The organism is Paenibacillus amylolyticus, assembly GCF_003719335.1.
In the GTDB taxonomy this organism is placed as follows: Bacteria; Bacillota; Bacilli; order Paenibacillales; family Paenibacillaceae; genus Paenibacillus; species Paenibacillus amylolyticus_D.
Map to the genome: position 1 here is coordinate 1 of NZ_RIAS01000024.1, position 20,321 is coordinate 20,321.

Consider the following 20,321-nt stretch of genomic DNA (forward strand, 5'->3'; position numbering starts at 1 on the left):
AGGATCAAACTCTCCAATAAAGTTATTGAAAAGAGCGATAAGCTCATTTTGAATCTGACGAGATTAAAAATCTCATTTGCGCTCCAGTTTCCATACATCCAGATGGCATGTACCAAAAACCTTCACACCATTCTGCAAGCAGAATGTTTACTCACTCGTTGTTCAGTTTTCAAAGATCAAACTTGTTTTTTCGTCACCAATTTGTCTCAGCGGCGACTTTTATAATATATCATACTTCGTTTGTTTTGGTCAAGCTTTTTTTGAAATTATTTTTGAAGTTCATAATTAACTTCATTTGTTTCAAGCAAAGTGTGTAACCAAGCAAGCAAAGCAACGAGATATAATGTACCATATATCTCGCTATATAGTCAACTACCCAAATAAAGAAATTTTCAACCCCAACAACAGACCGACCCCCGGGAGTCCCAGAACAGTAACAGTACCTATTGTTGCAGGGTTTAACGGGATATAAACTCCTGTTATCCAACCTGAGTAATTTACGATATATATCCCAGCGGCGGCAAGCACCACATGAATTCCGATTGATGCAAAGATTGATAACCCTAAGCGCTTTCTAAACAAAACAAATAGCAGCGCCAACATAGAGGCAACCAATATGCTTCCCAGAATAACACTCTTCATACACTCCACCTCCAGCTATATATAAAATCACCTGTATACTCAGCCACCTTAATTTAATTACACACTAAGTTCTCGATCAGTAGCAGCCATATCTATACCGCTCAACCGTTTGGCCCGCTTCAAATGAATTTGGTATTTCCTCTCGGCCGCTTCAAGCACATAGATGGCATAATCGATCTCATCCTCTCCCAGAGCGTCCTCAAACTGTCTCATCGCACGTTCCCACTCTTGTTTAGCCTTCTGCACATCCGCATAAACCAACTCCGCCTCTAGTTCCGCCAGCTCTCTCTTTCTTCCATCCTCCAAGCTACGTTTTTTTCGCCATATCAACATAAACACCCTCCCTTTTCCATGCGTATAGCACACTCTCATACATATCAAGGAAGGGACAAACTTAGAACTTGGACATTTACTTTTAAAATAAAAAAGAGAGAGCCCACGGCTCTCTCTTGCAATATAATCAACTTATCGGATTGCCTTCTATAAGAACGTCACTCTTATCAAATTCACAAGCAACAAGATACATTAGCGCATCTCCCTGCGTCCTTCCAGTGCCTTTGAAAGGGTAACTTCATCTGCATACTCCAGATCCCCACCTACGGGTAATCCATGGGCAATACGGGTAACACTAATTTCAAACGGACGCACTAGGCGGGAAATATACATTGCCGTAGCCTCGCCCTCAATATTGGGGTTTGTCGCCAAAATCAATTCTTTTACCCGCTCATCACTCAAACGAGTCAACAGCTCTTTCAAGCGTATATCATCCGGACCAATTCCCTCCATTGGAGAAATCGCCCCCTGCAACACATGGTAGTACCCATCGAATTCCTTAGTCCGCTCCATAGCTACCAGATCTTTCGAATCTTGGACTACACAGATGACAGACACATCTCTCGACTTATCCTGACATATCCGGCAAGGGTCCGTATCTGTAATATTACAGCATACAGAACAGTAATGGAGATTACGCTTCACGCTCACGAGCGCTTTGGCAAAATCAATAACGTCATCTTCCTTCATGTTAAGCACATGAAAAGCTAAACGCGCCGCTGTCTTTGGCCCCACCCCAGGAAGACGGGTAAAGGCATCAATAAGCTTGGCTATCGGTTCAGGATAATACAATCGGTTGAGTCTCCTTTTGACAGGATCAGTTTATATTAAAATAACCCCGGAATTTTCATGCCGCCCGTGAATTTACCCATATCCTGATTCGCAATTTCATCTGCTTTGGTTAAAGCATCATTCACAGCAGTCATGACAAGGTCTTGAAGCATTTCAACGTCATCCGGGTCTACGGCTTCAGGCTTGATCGTAATGGAAAGCAGTTTTTTATGTCCGTTAACTTCAGCAGTTACCACTCCGCCGCCAGAAGTTCCTTGAACCGTTTTGTCCGCGAGTTCTTCCTGCGCCTTCAGCATTTGCTCCTGCATTTTCTTCACTTGTTTCATCATTTGGTTCATGTTATTCATATCCGTCATCTCCTTTAATATAGTTATCTCAAATTATACACATCACTTCGTAATGTACTACTCTTTAATGACTACGAGATCTTCCCCAAATAACTGAATAGCTTCATCAATCCAAGGCTGTTTATCGCCTGAACCACCGTCTTCATGCTCCGGTTCAAGCTTAAAATCCTCCTTTGGCGTTTCAGAAGCTCCTTCCATCGCACCCGTCCAGTCTCTAAGCATCATCGTCACAAGTCGAGCCGGACGCCCAAGCTGTTCGGAAAGTACCCGCTCAATGACATCACGATTCGCCTGTTTCTCCGTCGTTTCACGGTGGATGTTGTTCTTAAAAGCAACCAGCACATTATCTTCGAGAAGCGAAACTGGCTCTCCATCCATAAACCAGGCATGAACCGTAACCTTCTCCTCTTTGACACGTTGCAAAATCTGGCTCCACTTTTTACTGATTTCGGCGAATTCGGGAGATCCTTTGCGAGCAATATATTGATCCAAATTTGCTGGAAGCTTCACCGGGGCGTTAGCCCTTGACATTGGCGCACGTGTTGCCGGTCGTGCAGGAGCATTTGAAGCCGCATCCCCACCCGAAAGACCACTCTTGAGCGCCCGATCAAGCTTTTTCTCCAACTCAGCAAGTTGCTGTTTCAATCGGTTGATCTCTCCAGCATCAGCAGGTGCTGAAGGAGAAGGCACCCCAGCCGATGAAGCCACTCCTCCCGAAGCCGGGATACTACACAGTTTAAGCAAAGCCACTTCAAATAATGTCTGGGGCTGAACCGCATATTTCATCTCACTCTGGTACCGATTCAGCGTATCGATCATCTGAAACAACTGTTCCTTCGTAAACGATTCCGCCATATCTCGAAACGATTCCGGGTTCAACACCCGATCCGTCAGTTTGTCCGCATCTGGCACCATTTTGATCATCAGCAAATCCCGGAAATAATAGAGCAGATTCTCCATACATTTGTCTGCACTCTTGCCTTCATGCATAAAGCCTTCGATCATCTGCAAAATATGACCGACATCCCCTTTGAGCAAGGAGGATGCGAGCTTAGCAAATTGTTCTGAAGGAATACCGCCTGTCATATCCATAACCTGCTGGTACGTTACTCGCCCATCGGTAAATGATGAGATTTGATCCAGCACACTAAGCGCATCCCTCATCCCGCCATCAGATAGACGGGCAATGTACTGAAGCGCATCTTGATCCGCTTCCATCCCTTCCTGTTCACAGATCAAAGCCAATCTGGCTGTCTGTTCTTCCAGAGATACACGGCGAAAATCAAATCGCTGACAGCGCGATATAATGGTAGCAGGCAGACGATGCGGTTCTGTCGTTGCCAAAATAAACATCACATGTGGCGGCGGCTCTTCCAGTGTTTTGAGCAAAGCATTGAACGCCTCTGTCGTCAACATGTGCACTTCATCAATAATATAAACCTTCTGCCGGACTTCGGTAGGGGCATATTTCACCTTTTCCCGAAGATCACGGATCTCCTCGACGCCTCGATTGGATGCAGCATCAATCTCCTGCACATCCATAACAGCGCCGTTCGTAATTCGGCGGCAAGCCTCACATTCGTTACAAGGTTCAGTTGCAGGTCCGCGTTCACAGTTTACAGCTTTGGCCAATATTTTGGCCGCACTTGTCTTCCCCGTCCCTCGGGGACCGCTAAACAAATAAGCATGGGAGGTCCGCTGTTCACGAATCGCGTTCTGCAAGGTCTGAATAATATGTTGTTGTCCCACCATATCCTGGAACGACTGAGGACGCCACGCCCGGTATAACGCGATATGCTCCATGATGCGTTACCTTCCTTCCACTTCGCATTCGAGTCCGTTGTCGTCACCCCATTATACTATATTCCAGAGTGAATCCAAACTTTATCTGACTCATTTCATGCGCAGTTTTTTTCAACATATCAAAAAAGACCCCTGCATTCATACTGATGCAAAGGTCTCTACATTTAAAAAGTTAAGCCGTGCACCTGCTATCGATATTTGCGATCCAAGCGGCACCCCTGAACAATAGCTCGGGCTAGGCAACCCTCCGGCACAAGAGTGGTCTCACTTATGGCTGCTTCCTTCCGGACCTGACCAGGTTCATGAGTACTCATTGCGGAGGACCCAACCGTCAACACCACGTTCAGGGACCAAACCTCACATCGACAAAACCTCTAACAGGAATTCAACCTCGCTATAGCGGATTGCGAGTTACAGGGCACCGCTACCTCCCCATCTAGCACGGTAAGAAATAGTATAACGCAAGGTAGTCCAAAATGCAACCGGCTGGAAAATGGAAACCACTTGCTTCTCTGCATAAGTAACTAAAAACCCCTGCCAAAATAGCAGGGGTGATTGGGATACAATAATTAGACAATTCACAAGGAATTGTACGATTAGATTCCGTATTTCTTTTTGAAACGATCCACACGGCCGCCAGCATCGATAAACTTCTGTTTACCTGTGAAGAACGGGTGGCACGCGGAGCAAATCTCTACACGAAGTCCGTCTTTAACCGAACCAGTCTCAAAAGTATTACCGCATGCGCAGGATACTTGACCAATCGTGTATTTAGGATGAATTGCTTCTTTCATTACCTTTCACCTCTTTCCGCCCTGAGCCTCAAGCGGACCCAGAGTAAATGGCACAACACAGCAGATTATAACACGGCCTAAACCCGGTTGCAATCTAATTCATTCAAGAGGTAATCAGCTTTTTAGGGCGAGCCATCCCTGCTGGTGGAACATGCGTATACGACCCGATGACAACATCCGGCAACTCTTCCGCAAAAATCTCCAGCATCTGCTTCATTCCCAAAATATCGCCCTTTGCCGGTGGAATTAACTCCAAATAGCTCTCCGGGTCTATATTCAGGTTACGCATCTGAATCAATCGCAGGTTGGTGCGGCGTGCAAATTCAATCATTGCCTCAATCTCTTCCTCACGATCCGTTACACCCGGGAAGATTAAATAGTTAATGGAAGTATATACTCCCTGCTCTGCAGCGTACTTCATGGACTTTTCCACATTAGCCAGTGTATATCCACGAGGTTTGTAATATGCGTTGTAATGGTCATCCAGTGCACTGATCGTACTCACACGCATCAGATCCAGCCCTGCATCCACAATGCCGCGAATATGATCATTCAAGCCAGCATTGGTATTGATGTTGATATACCCCATATCCGTAATGGAGCGCACTTCGCGAATAGCTTCGATAATCAGCTTGGCTTGTGTGGAAGGTTCCCCCTCACATCCCTGTCCGAAGCTAATAATAGATTCAGGTGTTTTCAGATGTTCCAGCATCACTTCAACGATCTCGTCCACACGAGGACGGAAATTCATCCGTGTCTGCGGTGATACAAAACCACTGTCATCCGGCTGTTCAGAGATACAACCAAAACAGCCAGCATTACATGAGTACGATACAGGAACGCCACCTTCCCAGCGATTCAAGAATGTGTTGGAAGACGTCAGACACTCATAACCCAATGCACAGTTGGACAGGTGGGTGTACAATCGGTTCTCTGGATACTTCTCCGTAAACCGTTTAACACCGGAGCGCACATCGTCACGATCACAGTTCATCGGATTCCACTTCTCCGGAATATCGGACTGGGAAGCCGTAACGTAGAACCCTCCATCTTTCCAAACGACAGCCGAGTATCCAAACAACGGCAGCTTGTATTCCTTATCCGTTTTTACATAACCCGGCAAACAAAGACGCGTAAAACCTTGCGGCAATAGTGCACCTACGGCTTGTGTATCACTCGACAAAGGCAACATCTCGCCTGTATCCGGGTCCATACCAATAGGACGGGTGCTTGGAAGACCAACCAATGTTGCACCATCCGGCAGAGGAATCAACTCATCCTCCATTATCTCCACAATCATATCTCCGCTGCGGGCGAGTCCGTACAGGGAAGGATGATCAAAAACATTGCCTTTTTCATCTGCGTATACTAAATACATGATGTTCTCCTCACATCTATTGGGTTAAACCTGACGACGAGTATATTATATTGCAGTCAGTACATAGTATAGTCACCCACATCATTATCTTACAACGATTATGGCTACGTTATACGAATCCAAACTGCAATTCAAATGTTAATTCGATGTTCCTGATGTAGCCGTTTGTCTTGGGGAACGGCGAGTTGTCGTCGTTCCAGCATTGCTGGAGGGCGCATTTCCAGCCGCATCAAACGCAGCCAGGAACTCGGCATTCGTTTTACTGTTGCGTAGTTTCTTCAGGAAACCTTCAACGAAGTCATGGGAATCATTCATATTTTTACGAATAGCCCAGATCGTATCCAGCTCTTCCTTGCTAAGCAGTACCTCTTCACGGCGTGTACCGGAACGGCGAATATCGATGGCAGGGAAAATACGGCGTTCAGCCAATTTGCGATCCAGATGAAGCTCCATATTACCCGTACCTTTAAATTCTTCATAAATGATGTCATCCATACGTGATCCCGTATCAATCAACGCTGTTGCCAAAATGGTCAAACTGCCGCCTTCCTCTACATTACGAGCAGAACCAAAGAAACGCTTTGGACGATGGAATGCTGCTGGATCAATACCACCACTTAGTGTACGTCCAGATGGCGGAATCACCAGGTTATACGCACGGGCCAGACGTGTAATACTATCCAGCAAAATAACGACATCCTTTTTGGCTTCGACCAAACGCAGTGCACGCTCCAGCACCAGTTCCGCTACTTTAATATGATTCTCGGGCAGCTCATCAAACGTGGAAGCAACAACTTCCCCTTTTACCGAACGAGACATATCCGTTACTTCTTCTGGACGTTCATCAATCAACAGGACAAAAAGTTCAATTTCTGGATTGTTAGTTGAGATGCTGTTGGCAATTTCTTTGAGGAGAAGCGTTTTACCGGCTTTGGGAGGTGCTACGATCAATCCACGTTGTCCCAACCCTACAGGGGCAAGCACATCCATAATACGTGTGGATAAATGGCTCGGGGATGTTTCAAGAACCAGTTTCTTCTGCGGATACAGTGGGGTTAATGCCGGGAAATGAAGTCTCTCCGCAGCCGCCGATGGATTCTCACCATTTACAGCGTTAACTTGCAATAAACCGAAATATCTCTCATTTTCTTTTGGCGTGCGACACTTACCTGATACAAGGTCACCCGTCCGTAAATCAAACTTGCGAATCTGTGAAGCCGAGATATAAATATCTTCTGTACTTGGTAAATAGTTGATTGGCCTCAAAAAGCCGTAACCTTCAGGTAAAATCTCGAGCACACCCTGCATAAACATCAAACCACTTTGTTCCGCTTGTGCACGGAGTATAGCAAAGATTAATTCTTTCTTTTTAAGGGTCCCGTAATAAGGAATCTGGTATTTTTTCGCCAGCTTATAGAGGTCCGTTAATTTCATTTCTTCCAAATCGGAAATTTGCAGATCCATATAATAACCACCTATTCAATTAATGAGTCCGTGAAATGGATAGTTTCGTTAGCTAATTCAAGCTATAGAAAGCAGTTCTAACCACAATCTCTTCTATCCATTGTACGGAATGTAACCGTTATAATGCAAATACCTGTCTTGGTGTGTAATTTTCCGGGTGGAATGGCCATTACATGGCATAATCCTTAATGAGTGAACTCCAAACATGGGGCGATCGATCCGGGAAGACCGGCTATGAAGCGCAGGTTCAAACAAATCCGGGGATTGGAGAAAGGGAATGATTTTCAAAAACAATATAAGGAATGATGTGTTCATAAAGCCTTATGATGTTTATTTCAAAAAAAGACCCTCCGGAACAAGAACCTGTTACAGTTCATCATATCCGGAAGAAAATGCAAAATCTATTAGAATAGTTTACCCCATTCTACTATAGGTTATGCAGCATCGCTATAAAACACGCTTCAAGCGGAATATTTACGATGCTGCCTAGTTGAAATCCTTATTCGGTTTCCCTCCACACGTCTGCACCAAGCAAACGTAAATTGGTCACCAAATGATCGTATCCTCGATCAATAAACTCAACCCCCGTCACCTCAGTAACTCCTTCACTGACGGTGAGTCCCGCTATGACTAATGCTGCACCAGCACGAAGATCTGACGCTTTTACTTTAGCCGCGTTCAGTGCACTACCTTCAATAATGGCTGATCGCCCTTCCACACGAATTTTGGCACCCATACGAACCAGCTCAGGCACATGTTTGAACCGATTGCTGTATACAAAGTCGCTCAGTACACTTACACCGTTCGCTTGTGTTAATACACTGGTCATCGGGGACTGCAGATCGGTTGGGAAGCCCGGATATACCAATGCCTTCACATCGACATGGCTGTACTTTGGCTGTCCAATGACCCGAATACTTTCGTCCAGTTCCTCGATACCCACTCCCATCTCCAGCAACTTGGCTGTTAAAGCCTCCAGATGTTTGGGAATGACATTATCAATGAGTACATCTCCGCGTGTGGCCGCCGCAGCGATCATATACGTGCCCGCTTGAATCCGATCCGGGATAATGGAGTGACGACAACCCTTTAGCTCCGAAACTCCTTCGATTCGAATCGTTTCTGTACCTGCACCTTTGATGCTGGCCCCCATAGAATTCAAAAGTGTTGCTACATCTATAATCTCAGGCTCTTTAGCCGCATTTTCAATAATTGTAGAGCCTTTGGCACGAGTGGCCGCCAGCATAATGTTGATGGTTGCACCAACACTGCTTACATCAAGATATATTTTAGCTCCGCGTAGCTCTTTGGCATACAAATGGATAGAGCCGTGCTCATTTGTTACGGTTGCGCCAAGCGCTTCAAACCCTTTGATATGTTGATCAATTGGACGAGGTTCAAAATTACAACCTCCGGGCAAACCTATTGTTGCTTCTTTAAAACGTCCAAGCAGTGCTCCCATCATATAATATGAAGCACGAAGCTTCTTCACAGGACCGTTTGGCATAGGAATTGATTTAATATCGGAAGGATCAATTTTCATCTGACTGCCTTCCCAAGTCACACGCGCTCCGAGTTCCTCCAAAATTTCTGCATATACAGCCACGTCACTGAGTAATGGCAAGTTATCGAGCACGACCTCTGACTCGGCAAGCAATGCTGCAGGAATAAGCGCAATGGCGCTGTTTTTGGCGCCGCTTATAGTTACAGTTCCCTGTAACGGACGTCCGCCACTAATCATTAATTTTTCCATAAAGCTTAATGTCCCCCTACGTGTTTTGCAGCCGATGAACGGCAATACGTGCTGATGGCTAACGTTGTAGAAATAAGGTGTGAAAATGGAAAGACACCGGCTAGGCGGTGTTCTTCCATTTCACAGTATGGAACTTTTAAAGATAAATTACGCTTTGTTGTTGGAACCAAACTCACGGATTTTACCTTTAACTGTTTCTTTGATTGCTTCACGGCCTGGTACGATGAACGTACGTGGATCGTAAGCGTTTGGTTTTGCTGCAAGCACTTCACGAACTGCTTTTGTGAACGAGATTTGGTTCTCTGTGTTCACGTTGATTTTGGAAGTACCCAGGGAGATTGCTTTATCGATATCGTGCTTAGGAATACCTGTACCACCGTGCAATACCAGTGGAACTTGTACCGCGTCACGAACTTCTTCCATTTCTTTGAAACCGAGGTTTGGCTCGCCTTGGTAAGGACCGTGAACGGAACCCAGAGCTGGTGCCAAAGTATCGATACCTGTTTCTTTAACGATGCGGATACATTCGTTCAGGTCAGCGTATTGAATACCACCGATAACGTCGTCTTCTTGTCCGCCTACAGTACCAACTTCAGCTTCTACAGAAACGCCTTTAGCGTGTGCATATTCAACTACTTTTTTAGTCATTTCGATGTTCTCATCGATTGGGTGATGGGAACCGTCGATCATAACGGATGTAAAGCCAGCATCGATTGCTTCTTTACATTTGTCGAAGCTTGAACCGTGATCCAGGTGAATTGCAACTGGTACGGAAATTTTCATGTCAATCAAGAGTCCTTCTACCATTTTAACTACAGTAGTAAAGCCGCCCATGTGACGCGCTGCACCTTCGGATACGCCCAGAATTACTGGGGATTTCTCTTCTTCAGCGGCAGCAAGAATCGCTTGAGTCCACTCAAGGTTGTTGATGTTGTATTGACCAACTGCGTATTTTCCTTCAAGTGCTTTGTTCAACATGTCTGTCATAGATACTAATGGCATGGTTTCAATCCTCCTAGGGGTTTGGGTTGTGTCTATGGTTTTTAGCCGAAATCACATACGGGCTTATTATACCACATCCCATGTCAAATACTAAACAAGCTTTTGCAAAAATGCTGTGCTTTGCAGCACAGTTTTCACAGACAAGGGATGATGGCGTTACCATTTCCAATATTCCCTACACAAACAGGTGAAATACCCCATTTTCTCATGATGACATGCAGCTGTTAGGCTGACGCAAAAAAATCCTGTATCAACAGGATTTAGCTGCACTTGTTCGCAGCACCATTGCGAAGTTGCATATTGACGGCCACACGCATCTCATCAATATCAAACGGTTTCGTAAAATGCATGAGTGCGCCAAGATCGGTAGCTTCCTTAATCATGTCAAGTTCTCCATACGCCGTCATCATAATAACCTTGATGTCAGGGTCAATCTCTTTGATATGCTTCAGTATTTCAAGCCCATCCATTCCTGGAATTTTCATGTCCAGCAAAACCAGGTCCGGCTTGTCTTTATTGACGATTTCGAGCGCAATTTTGCCGTTCGCCGCCTGAAATGTGTTATACCCTTCGCTGCTGAACACTTCCATCAGTAGAATACGAATACCGTTTTGGTCATCGACAATCAGAACTTTTTTCTCTTCCACGCTGTAACCTCCTAGAATTAGGAAAGCATATACACATTACATCTGGATAACTATCCCATAGTCGTCATGATAAGTATTCTACCTCTTCCAGTAAAATCCTTCTACTATCTCAAACCTCTTCCACATAAATCCTTCCATTATCTCAAATTGACAAAGAGTAAATCAATCTAGGTCTTTACTAAAAAGAAAAGGACGCTTCCGCGCTATAATAGCAGCCAGAAACATCCTTGTAATACTAGGTATTTTCAACGATTCAATTTATTATTTCTCCGCATTCTCCAGAGAAGCTTTCACGAACTCACGGAACAATGGTTGCGGACGGTTCGGACGGGAAGTGAATTCCGGATGGAACTGTACTGCCAAGAACCAAGGGTGTCCAGGAAGTTCCACAATTTCAACCAGGCGTCCATCCGGTGATGTACCGGAAATAACAAGACCTGCTTTTTCAATGGCTTCACGGTATTCATTGTTAAACTCATACCGGTGACGGTGTCTTTCATATACCAACTCATCGTCGTAACAAGACATTGCCAAAGAACCTTCCTGCAGCTTACAAGGGTACAGACCCAGACGCATCGTACCGCCGAGATTTTCGATATCTTTTTGCTCAGGCAACAGATCGATTACCGGAAACTCGGTAGCCGGATTAATCTCCGAACTGTTCGCACCGTTCAACCCAACAATGGAGCGTGCATATTCAATGACAGAAACCTGCATACCAAGGCAAATTCCGAAGAACGGAATATTTTTCTCACGGGCATAACGGATTGCTGATACTTTACCTTCAATACCGCGATCACCGAAGCCGCCAGGAACGAGAATACCACCAACGCCATGCAGCATATCGCCTACATTCTCATCGGTAATATCTTCAGAAGGAACCCAGCGAATCTTCACATCGGCATTGGATGCAAATCCTGCATGGGACAGGGACTCTACAACACTCAGGTACGCATCATGCAATGCAACATATTTACCAACGATCGCAATCTCAACCGTACGCTCCAGCTTGCTGATCCGGTTCACCAGACCTTCCCACTCGCTCATATCCGGTGCAGGAGTAGTCAGTTTCAGATGGTTAACCACGATCTCATCCAGACCTTCTTCACGAAGGTTAAGCGGTACTTCATACAGCGTGCTCGCATCGCGGCATTCCACGACTGCGTTCTCGTCGATATCACAGAAAAGTGCGATTTTGGCTTTCATATCTTTGGACAACTCATATTCCGTACGGCAAACGATAACGTTTGGTTGAATACCAATGCTGCGCAATTCCTTCACACTGTGTTGTGTCGGTTTTGTTTTGACTTCACCCGCTGCTTTGATATATGGAATCAGTGTAACGTGAATGTACATCACGTTGTCACGGCCTACATCACTCTTGATCTGACGAATTGCTTCCAGGAATGGCAAACTCTCGATGTCACCCACCGTACCGCCAATCTCGGTAATAACGACATCTGAACCCGCTTCACGTCCAGCTCGGAACACACGCTCTTTAATCTCGTTTGTAATATGTGGAATAACTTGAACTGTACCGCCCAGATACTCTCCGCGACGCTCTTTGCTGATTACAGAAGAGTACACTTTACCTGTCGTGACATTGCTGTTTTTGGAAAGATTGATGTCGATAAAACGTTCGTAGTGGCCCAGGTCCAAGTCCGTCTCTGCGCCATCATCCGTTACGAATACCTCACCATGTTGATAAGGACTCATGGTTCCCGGGTCAATGTTGATGTATGGATCGAATTTTTGGATCGTTACTTTGAGTCCTCTGTTCTTCAGCAATCTGCCCAGCGAGGCTGCCGTAATCCCTTTGCCCAGGGAGGACACAACTCCGCCCGTCACGAAAATATACTTTGTCACTGTTATTACCCTCCTAATATAAGTACAGAAATTCAGGCGATATATGGTGTTATCGTAACCCGTTTCCCAGGTAATCATCGTTAAAAAGAGCAATGGCAGAAATTAACTGCATCTGCGAACTGCTCTTTCCAGCGAAGACGGTTTTCACTAACACATCATTCCTGGCAAAAAATAATGCAAACTTTCCGGGAGCCTTCATCCACGCTTGTCCCACTCTAAACCTCGTCGGTAGTTCCAGTTTCGTTGTTTGAACATACAAAAAAACAGGCCGAAAAGGTTTGGCCGGGAGCAGTCGGAAAAGTAATCGTTTGGCATCATTCTGCCTCTAAAAATACAAAAAGAAAGTACTCCCGCAGGACGGGGCACTTTCTCTAAAAAACATAAATATATTGTCGCTCATTCATAAGCCCATGCAATAGTTTACCCGTTACCCCGTCTGCTGTCAAGGCTGACTATCGGGGAAAAACCGGGCAATTTTTCGTCAGCAAAAAGGATTACCGATTATCGGAATCGTCGTCAAATTCATCCTCGTCTTCGGACTCTTCATCGTCTTCATCGAGGTCTTCATCTTCCAGATCGTCATCTTCAACCAGCACTTCTTCTTCACTGTCATCTTCATCAAAGATGTCATCATCATCTTCATCTTCGTCTTCATCTTCGTCTTGATCATCATCTGTGCTGTCGAAGTCTTCGTCACTGTTGTAGCTATCGTCCTCTTCACCGAAGTCTTCGTCTTCCAGATCATCATCTTCATCGTTGATGATACGCGGACGCTTCGCACCTGTCATGGAATCTTCCGATCCAGCAACCGGATACCAGCGTTTCAATCCCCACAGACTCGTACCGACGCAAGCAAAACGGCCATCGATATTAATTTCGGTATAAAGCTGGGCGATATACTCGTTGATCTCTTCATCTGTCATTCCGCGCTGTTTCGCTACCTCATTCATCAAATCCCGGTAGTAATACGGCGTATTAGCCGCTTTCAGCACCATAAAGGCCAGATCCACCAAAGGGATCTCTCTTACCTTTTCTTTATCAATTTTCAAATTGAGCGAGGTACTCACTAAAGACACTTCCTCTCACACATAATTCGCATTATATCCCCTGCAAACTGGATCGTTACGTATAACATATCCATTAACAAACCTAAGTAAAACCTATTTAGCGTTAAAAAGCAAGTTTTTATGTAAGCATGTCCCATATTTACACTTTCATCCTTTGATCCATATCCCGATCTCCTCATTTGGATGAACAGAATGAATAAGTAACGAATAAACACCATGGCCGCTGCCACCAGGAACAAAGCAAAAATGATATGTAAAAGACGGAGTCCCCTCCGCCTTCTGACTGTATACCCTCGTAGGATTGCTCCTCACCAGGTTCCCCGCAAGAGCCCTCTAGCCCTCCATCCATCATATGTACCTGCGCCCGTTTTGACACGGAGAGAATGTGTTTTTATAAAAAAAGGGCAAGTTCCCCATGCGCCGGGATGAACGCATTCATAGAATACCTCAGCATGTTCATCCCGAAGGGGGCAGCCCATAATGGACTATACCGGTTTATTGCATCAGTTGATTGACGGAATGAGATGCCCCGAGCCTGAACACGGGGGACGTTATCTGATTCGATTCGCCAAACCGCAGCAGTACGAGGCCTGTCTCGTTGAATTATCCCGAATGCGCAATGAATTCACCGATCTGGGAGGCGTTCGAACCTCAAGGCTTGCCAGAACTCTCATCGCTCCTGTTCAGAGCCCGGACGTGTTATATCGATACGGGGACGACATTACGATAGAGGAGGATACTCCTATCTCGCTTCACTCTACTGCACTCCACAACAAACCAAGCACTCCTCAAGGTATACCGTGGGGTGTGAAACAGATTCGAGCCCCTAAAGTATGGTCTGTTTCGACAGGACACCGGATCAAAATTGGTGTTATTGATACAGGAGCAGATTACCACCATCCTGATCTACGATACTCCCTTGCCCGTGGCATTAATCTGTTGAACCGAAGCTTGCTTCCCCATGATGACAACGGTCACGGTACCCATATTGCAGGAACTATTGCCGCAGCGAACAGTACCGAAGGCATGATCGGCGTTGCCCCGCGTTCATTAATCTACCCCGTCAAAGCCTTCGATCACAACGGCTCTGCTTATGTCTCGGACATTGTACTCGGCATCGACTGGTGTGTACGCAACAAGGTGGATATTATCAATATGAGTTTTGGTATGAAAACACGAAGTAAATCTTTGCTTGATGTGGTCAACCGAGCGTATCATGCAGGAATCGTCATTGTGGCTTCGTCAGGAAATGACGGCAAGCGTCGCAGCATCGATTATCCTGCCCGATATCCGCAGACCATCTCGGTTGGTGCTACCGACAAAAACAGACGTATTGCTTCATTCAGCAATCGTGGTGCTTATGTAGATGTCTATGCCCCCGGGGATAAAATTGTGTCCTCCTGGGTGCATGGCAAGCATCACGAGATGAGCGGTACATCCATGGCAACCTCCCATGTAAGCGGCGCAATCGCGCTGCTGCTCGCCAAACATCCCGGCCTGTCTCCAGCCGAGATCAAGACGCTTGTGAAGCGCGCGACGGTTCCGCTGCGCGCGCGCAAAAGCACCACCGCGAAGAGTAAAATCCGCGGTGGCGAGCTAGACGCCCTCAAGCTGATGCAAGAGGGCGATGGGTAACCCGGCGGCGCATGCTGCGAGCCGCCGCACCTGTGCTGCGCAGCAACGGATGCCGGCCACTGCCGGGCACGCCTTGCGCAGCAGGCAAGAGCGAGAGCAGGCACAACCGAGCCTGCTCTTGAAGCAGTGCCCTGCGGCTGTGCCGATGGCAGGGCACTGCTGGGTGCCCGCGGCTGGCGGCAAACCTGTGCCCTTGCGGGTACTTGGCGAGCATCGCCAGTACCCGCAAGAGCCAGGTGCTGGCCACCGCCAGCCACGGGCACAAAAAAGTCTCCACGCCCCGCGCGTTAGCAACTGCTCGCGCGGGGCATGGAGACTTTGCCTTCGGCCGAGCGGCAGGATGCTGCTCGCCGCTTGGCCGAAGGGACTACATTTTGTCTGGTGCGGATACGCCCACCAGACGGAGCGCTGTCGCGATGACGGTGCGAACGGCACCGATCAGCGCCAGGCGCGCCTGGGTCTGCTGCGCGTCTTCGGTAATGACGCGATCAGCCCGGTAGTAACTGTGGAACAGGGATGCCAGTTCGTACACATAACGAATGATGCGATGCGGCGCATAACCTGTAGCCGCTGCAGCGATCTCTTCAGGCAATTCTCCCATTTTACGAAGAAGGTCATACTCGTGCTCGGTGTTCAGCTTGGAGAGATCGATCTGCGCCAGTGGCAACAACTCGATACCTTGCTCTTCGGCTTGACGATACACACTGCACACACGCGCGTGTGCATATTGTACGTAGAATACCGGATTTTCATTGGATGTCGAAATCGCCAAATCCATGTCAAAGTCCAGATGGGAATCCATGCTGCGCATCGTGAAGAAATAACGAATAGCATCAATGCCAACCTCATCCATCAGGTCTTCCATCGTTACAGCTTTACCTGTACGTTTGGACATTTTTACTTTCTCGCCATTCTGGAACAAGCTAACCATCTGTGCAATCAAAACAACCAGCTTATCCGGATCGTTGCCCAGTGCCTGCATAGCTGCTTTCATCCGAGGAATGTATCCATGGTGATCGGCTCCCCAAATGTTGATCATTGTGTCATAACCACGGGAATACTTATCACGGTGATATGCAATATCCGGCGTCAGGTAGGTGTACGTACCGTCATTTTTGATCAGCACCCGTTCCTTGTCATCACCATATTGCATCGTTTTGAGCCAGGTTGCGCCATCTTTTTCATAAATTTCGTTACGGTCACGCAGCTCGTCCAGTACGCGAAGCACTTCACCGTTATCATACAGTGACGTTTCGCTGAACCAGATATCAAAATTGACACGGAAGCGGTTCAGGTCACGTTTGATCTTGTCGAGTTCTTTCTCCAGTCCATAATCACGGAAGTATGCTGCGCGATCTCCCGGATGCATGGACAGCAAGCTGTCTCCTTTTTCCGCAACCAGTTCCTTCGCAAAACCTTTGATGTCTTCACCATGGTACCCATCTTCCGGCATTTCAGCATCTTGACCCAACTCTTGCAAGTAACGCGCTTCAATAGAACGGGCCAGATTAAATACCTGGTTACCCGCATCATTAATGTAATACTCACGAGTTACATCGTAACCTGCGTAATCGAGAATATTGCACAGCGCATCCCCTACAGCCGCTCCGCGGGCATGACCCAGATGCAGACTGCCTGTCGGGTTGGCGCTGACAAATTCCATCTCCACCTTTTTCCCCGCTCCAACATCGATTCTTCCGTAGTTTTCGCCTTGCTCATGCACCAAGTTAAGCACAGGATAGAGGTAACTCTTGTCCAATTTGAAGTTGATGAATCCCGGCCCTGCAATCTCTGCCTTCTCAATACCTGCATCTTCAAGATTCAGGTTGGCAATGATCTCCTCGGCAATCTGACGAGGGTTCCGTTTAGCAATCTTGGTCAACTGCATCGCTGCATTGGTAGCCAGATCACCGTGGGACTTCTCGCGAGGCACTTCAAGCGTAATAGCTGGAAGCTCTTCCTGTGTTACGATGCCAGCAGCAACAATCGCATTGCCGATGGCTGTACTTACCCGTTCGTTAATCGTATCTAGTGGATTACGTGTCATGAATTTGGTTCCTCCTGTATATGCAAACTAATCGCAAAATGTCCGGCTTCTTCATCAAAGCGGTAAAAGTCGTAGCTCCACGCTGCGCGTGCGCTCAATCCCTGAATGGAAAGTTCCAGCTTCTGTGTATGCGTAGACAGGGCAAACGACATATATGGTGAACGGTAGAAACCCGGAATCTTACGGTTCAATTCGAACGCCTGCTCCGACTCCACCTCACCATGACGTATAATCTTAATGGATTGTCCGCCCAGCTTTAATGTTGTACGGGTTATGCCTCCCTCGGGCCCAGCCTGTGGCTCTTCGTAACGGACATACAAGTATGCCCCCTTGACCACAGCTTCTCCCTGCATTTCCTGCAGTACATCTTCCCCTTCATAACGGCTGTGCAGCCGGATCTGAACCGGTCGCATCTTCGACATGAATGTTAACCTCCATTATATTCGAGGCGACGCAAAATCAGGACAGCTGGTGAGAACAGCCCTTCCTGAATGGATGTGTCGCTATACACGCTCATATTCCGAATAACTTGCTCTCCTACACTCTACTGTATAACTATATCCAGTTCACCCGCTCAATTCAAATCCAAATTCAGAGTTTTTTTGTTATACATCAAAAAGAAGAGCCGCACCGTACCGTGCAGCCCCTCCCTCAGTTCACATCTATCCCGTTATCTCAATTCATTTATTTGGCCATCATACTTCATACATTCTGTTATCTTGATTCCCTAAGCTTGCTCTCTTACTTCATTATAATGAAACGTGTTTAGGCAATATTCAAGGAAATACGTAACTTACCCGTTTTCACAGTGGAAATGGTGCATTGTACTCCATTCATAACCACTGCGATGCATACGGATAAGGACAGGTGGAATCAGCCAGTTTCGCACGTACTTGTACAAGGCAGCCGCAATGCCGGCACGTTGTTCCATATTGCAGATCAGGGCAGCCTGAGCAGATCGCAAGGCGACGCTCATACTCCTCATCTTCTACCGCTACGCGTGAGCGTGAAGCGATCTCCACCAGACGGGCCATTTTGGCATCACTGATATGAATATCATACTGGCTGTCACACCCTTTACAGGGTTCGTTTCTTCCCTCACGGGACTGGTGTTGGTATTGGTGATTGCTGGCCTTCATACTTTAACCCTGAACAGCGACCAGACCAACGGAAGCCGGAGGCAACACAAAACGCAATGTATTATTCTCCAAAACAAGCCCTTCCCAAGCTACAGGTTTCACCAGATCTGGCTGCTCGAACGTATTAAACGATCCAAAGTCAGTGTTATGGAGCAACTGCCCCGATACGCTTGCCGCTTGACCTGCCTCCAGTTGCACGACTACTTCAAGCTCATCCGTATGACTGAGATTACATGCTGTCGCATGAATAACGCCATCTTTGTTCCGTGATGCAGACAGGCTAAGCTGCGGAATCGTCTCCTCACCAAATGTATATCCCGGGCTCTCATAGTTAAGATCCAGACGTTGTGCATCCATATGGACTTGATACATGTCGAACACGTGATACGTTGGCGTCAGGAGCATTTTATCCCCTTCAGTGAGTACGAGTGATTGCAGTACATTAACGATCTGAGCCAGATTCGCCATATGCACCCGTTTGTTATGCTGATTGAAGATGTTCAGGTTCACCGCTGCAAGCACTGCATCCCGCATTGTATTCTGTTGGTAAAGGAATCCCGGATTGGTTCCTGGCTCAACGTTGTACCACGTTCCCCACTCATCTACGATGATCCCTACTCGGCCTTCCGGATCATATTTATCCATAATTTCGGAGTGCTTTATAAGCAATTCATCCATAAACAGCGTTTTCTTCAATGTAGTGAACCATTCAGCCTCTCCAAAACCGGTAGCATTCCCTTTGTCTTCCCATACGCCTGTCGGAATCGTGTAGTAATGAAGGCTAATACCATCCATGAAACGGGCCGCTTCCCGCATCAACACTTCCATCCACTCATAGTTGCTGTCGTTCGGTCCACAAGCAATTTTATAGATCTGATTTCCGGAATAATTACGTACATATGTAGCGTAACGACGATATTCATCTGCATAATACTCTGGACGCATGTTGCCGCCGCAGCCCCAGTTCTCATTGCCCACACCAAAATATTTCAGCTTCCACGGCTCGTCACGACCGTTTTGCTTCCGCCAGTTCGCCATAGGAGACTCACCGTCAAACGTAATGTATTCTACCCATTCCTGCATTTCCTGTACCGTTCCGCTACCCAGGTTACCGCTGATATAAGGTTCTGCACCAAGCAGCTCACACAGCCTCATGAATTCATGTGTACCAAAATGGTTATTCTCCTCCACGCCGCCCCAGTGGGTATTAATCATGCGTGCTCGTTCACTTTTTGGCCCTACACCATCCTTCCAGTGATATTCATCAGCAAAACAACCACCTGGCCAGCGAAGCACCGGAATGTTCAACTTCTGAAGTGCCGCAAGTACATCGTTCCGAATGCCTTCAGTATTCGGAATAGGTGAATCTTCCCCCACCCAAAGACCTTCATAAATACAGCGTCCCAAGTGCTCGGAAAAGTGACCATATATATTGCGATTTATTAATCCTTTATCTGAATCAGACTTTAAAATAACATTAACCATTATTTCAACCCCCTTGAAATGTATTGTCAACGCTTACAATAACCTGTTTGGAGACAGGTTTCAACCCTTTTATTGCCTAAACAAAAAGCCCTTTCCCAAGTTAATTTTCAGGAAAAGAGCATATTTG

General features: G+C 46.6%; 19 protein-coding genes and 1 other RNA gene. 1 reads left to right on the forward strand and 19 read right to left on the reverse strand.

The features are described from left to right. Positions 1-372: 372 nt before the first annotated feature. The 14 genes from EC604_RS27215 to rpoE all read right to left on the reverse strand — a co-directional run bounded on the left by EC604_RS27215 (position 373) and on the right by rpoE (position 13,888). Positions 373-642, reverse strand: a complete 270-nt coding sequence (locus tag EC604_RS27215; protein WP_123067139.1) for a pro-sigmaK processing inhibitor BofA family protein — start codon at positions 640-642, stop codon at positions 373-375. Positions 643-699: 57 nt separating this feature from the next. Then, positions 700-975 (reverse strand): DUF2508 family protein, encoded by a 276-nt coding sequence (locus EC604_RS27220; RefSeq protein WP_123067140.1) that lies wholly within the window; start codon positions 973-975, stop codon positions 700-702. A 192-nt stretch (positions 976-1,167) separates the two neighbouring features. Continuing rightward, on the reverse strand, positions 1,168-1,767 hold the full coding sequence (gene recR / locus EC604_RS27225) for a recombination mediator RecR (RefSeq protein ID WP_062329683.1): 600 nt from the start codon (positions 1,765-1,767) through the stop codon (positions 1,168-1,170). A gap of 35 nt (positions 1,768-1,802) precedes the next feature. Beyond that, positions 1,803-2,114 (reverse strand): YbaB/EbfC family nucleoid-associated protein, encoded by a 312-nt coding sequence (locus EC604_RS27230; RefSeq protein ID WP_111273525.1) that lies wholly within the window; start codon positions 2,112-2,114, stop codon positions 1,803-1,805. 57 nt (positions 2,115-2,171) lie between these two features. After that, on the reverse strand, positions 2,172-3,917 hold the full coding sequence (gene dnaX / locus EC604_RS27235; RefSeq protein ID WP_123067141.1) for a DNA polymerase III subunit gamma/tau: 1,746 nt from the start codon (positions 3,915-3,917) through the stop codon (positions 2,172-2,174). A 177-nt stretch (positions 3,918-4,094) separates the two neighbouring features. After that, positions 4,095-4,362: signal recognition particle sRNA large type (gene ffs, locus EC604_RS27240), an RNA gene on the reverse strand. Between the two features lie 151 nt (positions 4,363-4,513). Continuing rightward, positions 4,514-4,711, reverse strand: a complete 198-nt coding sequence (gene rpmE / locus EC604_RS27245; RefSeq protein ID WP_056698168.1) for a 50S ribosomal protein L31 — start codon at positions 4,709-4,711, stop codon at positions 4,514-4,516. A 103-nt stretch (positions 4,712-4,814) separates the two neighbouring features. Next, on the reverse strand, positions 4,815-6,089 hold the full coding sequence (locus tag EC604_RS27250; RefSeq protein WP_123067142.1) for a radical SAM protein: 1,275 nt from the start codon (positions 6,087-6,089) through the stop codon (positions 4,815-4,817). Positions 6,090-6,227: 138 nt separating this feature from the next. Further along, a complete protein-coding gene (gene rho, locus EC604_RS27255) occupies positions 6,228-7,553 on the reverse strand; it encodes a transcription termination factor Rho (protein WP_090924861.1) in 1,326 nt (441 codons plus the stop codon). A 499-nt stretch (positions 7,554-8,052) separates the two neighbouring features. Beyond that, positions 8,053-9,306, reverse strand: a complete 1,254-nt coding sequence (locus EC604_RS27260; protein ID WP_123067143.1) for a UDP-N-acetylglucosamine 1-carboxyvinyltransferase — start codon at positions 9,304-9,306, stop codon at positions 8,053-8,055. Positions 9,307-9,453: 147 nt separating this feature from the next. Next, a complete protein-coding gene (gene fba / locus EC604_RS27265; RefSeq protein ID WP_123067144.1) occupies positions 9,454-10,308 on the reverse strand; it encodes a class II fructose-1,6-bisphosphate aldolase in 855 nt (284 codons plus the stop codon). A 260-nt stretch (positions 10,309-10,568) separates the two neighbouring features. Next, a complete protein-coding gene (locus EC604_RS27270; protein WP_090924863.1) occupies positions 10,569-10,955 on the reverse strand; it encodes a response regulator in 387 nt (128 codons plus the stop codon). A gap of 261 nt (positions 10,956-11,216) precedes the next feature. After that, a complete protein-coding gene (locus tag EC604_RS27275) occupies positions 11,217-12,821 on the reverse strand; it encodes a CTP synthase (protein WP_123067145.1) in 1,605 nt (534 codons plus the stop codon). 494 nt (positions 12,822-13,315) lie between these two features. Then, the gene (gene rpoE, locus EC604_RS27280) at positions 13,316-13,888 is read right to left on the reverse strand and encodes a DNA-directed RNA polymerase subunit delta (protein ID WP_123067146.1); all 573 of its coding nucleotides are present in this window, start codon (positions 13,886-13,888) and stop codon (positions 13,316-13,318) included. A gap of 480 nt (positions 13,889-14,368) precedes the next feature. Between rpoE and EC604_RS27290 the strand changes: the two genes are divergently transcribed. Next, positions 14,369-15,523: a S8 family peptidase gene (locus EC604_RS27290; RefSeq protein WP_123067148.1), complete on the forward strand. Its 1,155-nt coding sequence runs from the start codon at positions 14,369-14,371 to the stop codon at positions 15,521-15,523. Here EC604_RS27290 and EC604_RS29780 read toward each other — a convergent pair. From EC604_RS29780 to EC604_RS27310, 5 genes are all read right to left on the reverse strand, one after another. Next, the gene (locus tag EC604_RS29780; RefSeq protein WP_151458126.1) at positions 15,495-15,680 is read right to left on the reverse strand and encodes a hypothetical protein; all 186 of its coding nucleotides are present in this window, start codon (positions 15,678-15,680) and stop codon (positions 15,495-15,497) included. The two genes, EC604_RS27290 and EC604_RS29780, sit on opposite strands and share 29 nt — an antisense overlap. A 210-nt stretch (positions 15,681-15,890) precedes the next feature. Continuing rightward, entirely contained in the window at positions 15,891-17,570 is a 1,680-nt protein-coding gene (argS, locus tag EC604_RS27295) for an arginine--tRNA ligase (RefSeq protein WP_123067149.1), read from the reverse strand. Next, on the reverse strand, positions 17,567-17,992 hold the full coding sequence (locus tag EC604_RS27300) for a DUF1934 domain-containing protein (RefSeq protein ID WP_123067150.1): 426 nt from the start codon (positions 17,990-17,992) through the stop codon (positions 17,567-17,569). The genes argS and EC604_RS27300 overlap by 4 nt, the downstream gene beginning before the upstream one ends. A gap of 411 nt (positions 17,993-18,403) precedes the next feature. Further along, positions 18,404-18,709, reverse strand: a complete 306-nt coding sequence (locus EC604_RS27305) for a DUF6171 family protein (RefSeq protein WP_192895167.1) — start codon at positions 18,707-18,709, stop codon at positions 18,404-18,406. Positions 18,710-18,712: 3 nt separating this feature from the next. Next, the gene (locus EC604_RS27310) at positions 18,713-20,194 is read right to left on the reverse strand and encodes an alpha-N-arabinofuranosidase (RefSeq protein WP_123067151.1); all 1,482 of its coding nucleotides are present in this window, start codon (positions 20,192-20,194) and stop codon (positions 18,713-18,715) included. Between the last annotated feature and the right edge of the window lie 127 nt (positions 20,195-20,321).

Coding starts and splice junctions, on each gene's coding strand:
- rho (WP_090924861.1), bottom strand. CDS start 7,553: ATGGATCTGCAAATTTCCGATTTGGAAGAAATGAAATTAACGGACCTC.
- argS (WP_123067149.1), bottom strand. CDS start 17,570: ATGACACGTAATCCACTAGATACGATTAACGAACGGGTAAGTACAGCC.
- EC604_RS27300 (WP_123067150.1), bottom strand. CDS start 17,992: ATGTCGAAGATGCGACCGGTTCAGATCCGGCTGCACAGCCGTTATGAA.
- EC604_RS27215 (WP_123067139.1), bottom strand. CDS start 642: ATGAAGAGTGTTATTCTGGGAAGCATATTGGTTGCCTCTATGTTGGCG.
- EC604_RS27230 (WP_111273525.1), bottom strand. CDS start 2,114: ATGAATAACATGAACCAAATGATGAAACAAGTGAAGAAAATGCAGGAG.
- EC604_RS27220 (WP_123067140.1), bottom strand. CDS start 975: ATGTTGATATGGCGAAAAAAACGTAGCTTGGAGGATGGAAGAAAGAGA.
- EC604_RS27290 (WP_123067148.1), top strand. CDS start 14,369: ATGGACTATACCGGTTTATTGCATCAGTTGATTGACGGAATGAGATGC.
- fba (WP_123067144.1), bottom strand. CDS start 10,308: ATGCCATTAGTATCTATGACAGACATGTTGAACAAAGCACTTGAAGGA.
- dnaX (WP_123067141.1), bottom strand. CDS start 3,917: ATGGAGCATATCGCGTTATACCGGGCGTGGCGTCCTCAGTCGTTCCAG.
- EC604_RS27260 (WP_123067143.1), bottom strand. CDS start 9,306: ATGGAAAAATTAATGATTAGTGGCGGACGTCCGTTACAGGGAACTGTA.
- EC604_RS27305 (WP_192895167.1), bottom strand. CDS start 18,709: ATGAAGGCCAGCAATCACCAATACCAACACCAGTCCCGTGAGGGAAGA.
- EC604_RS27250 (WP_123067142.1), bottom strand. CDS start 6,089: ATGTATTTAGTATACGCAGATGAAAAAGGCAATGTTTTTGATCATCCT.
- rpmE (WP_056698168.1), bottom strand. CDS start 4,711: ATGAAAGAAGCAATTCATCCTAAATACACGATTGGTCAAGTATCCTGC.
- EC604_RS27310 (WP_123067151.1), bottom strand. CDS start 20,194: ATGGTTAATGTTATTTTAAAGTCTGATTCAGATAAAGGATTAATAAAT.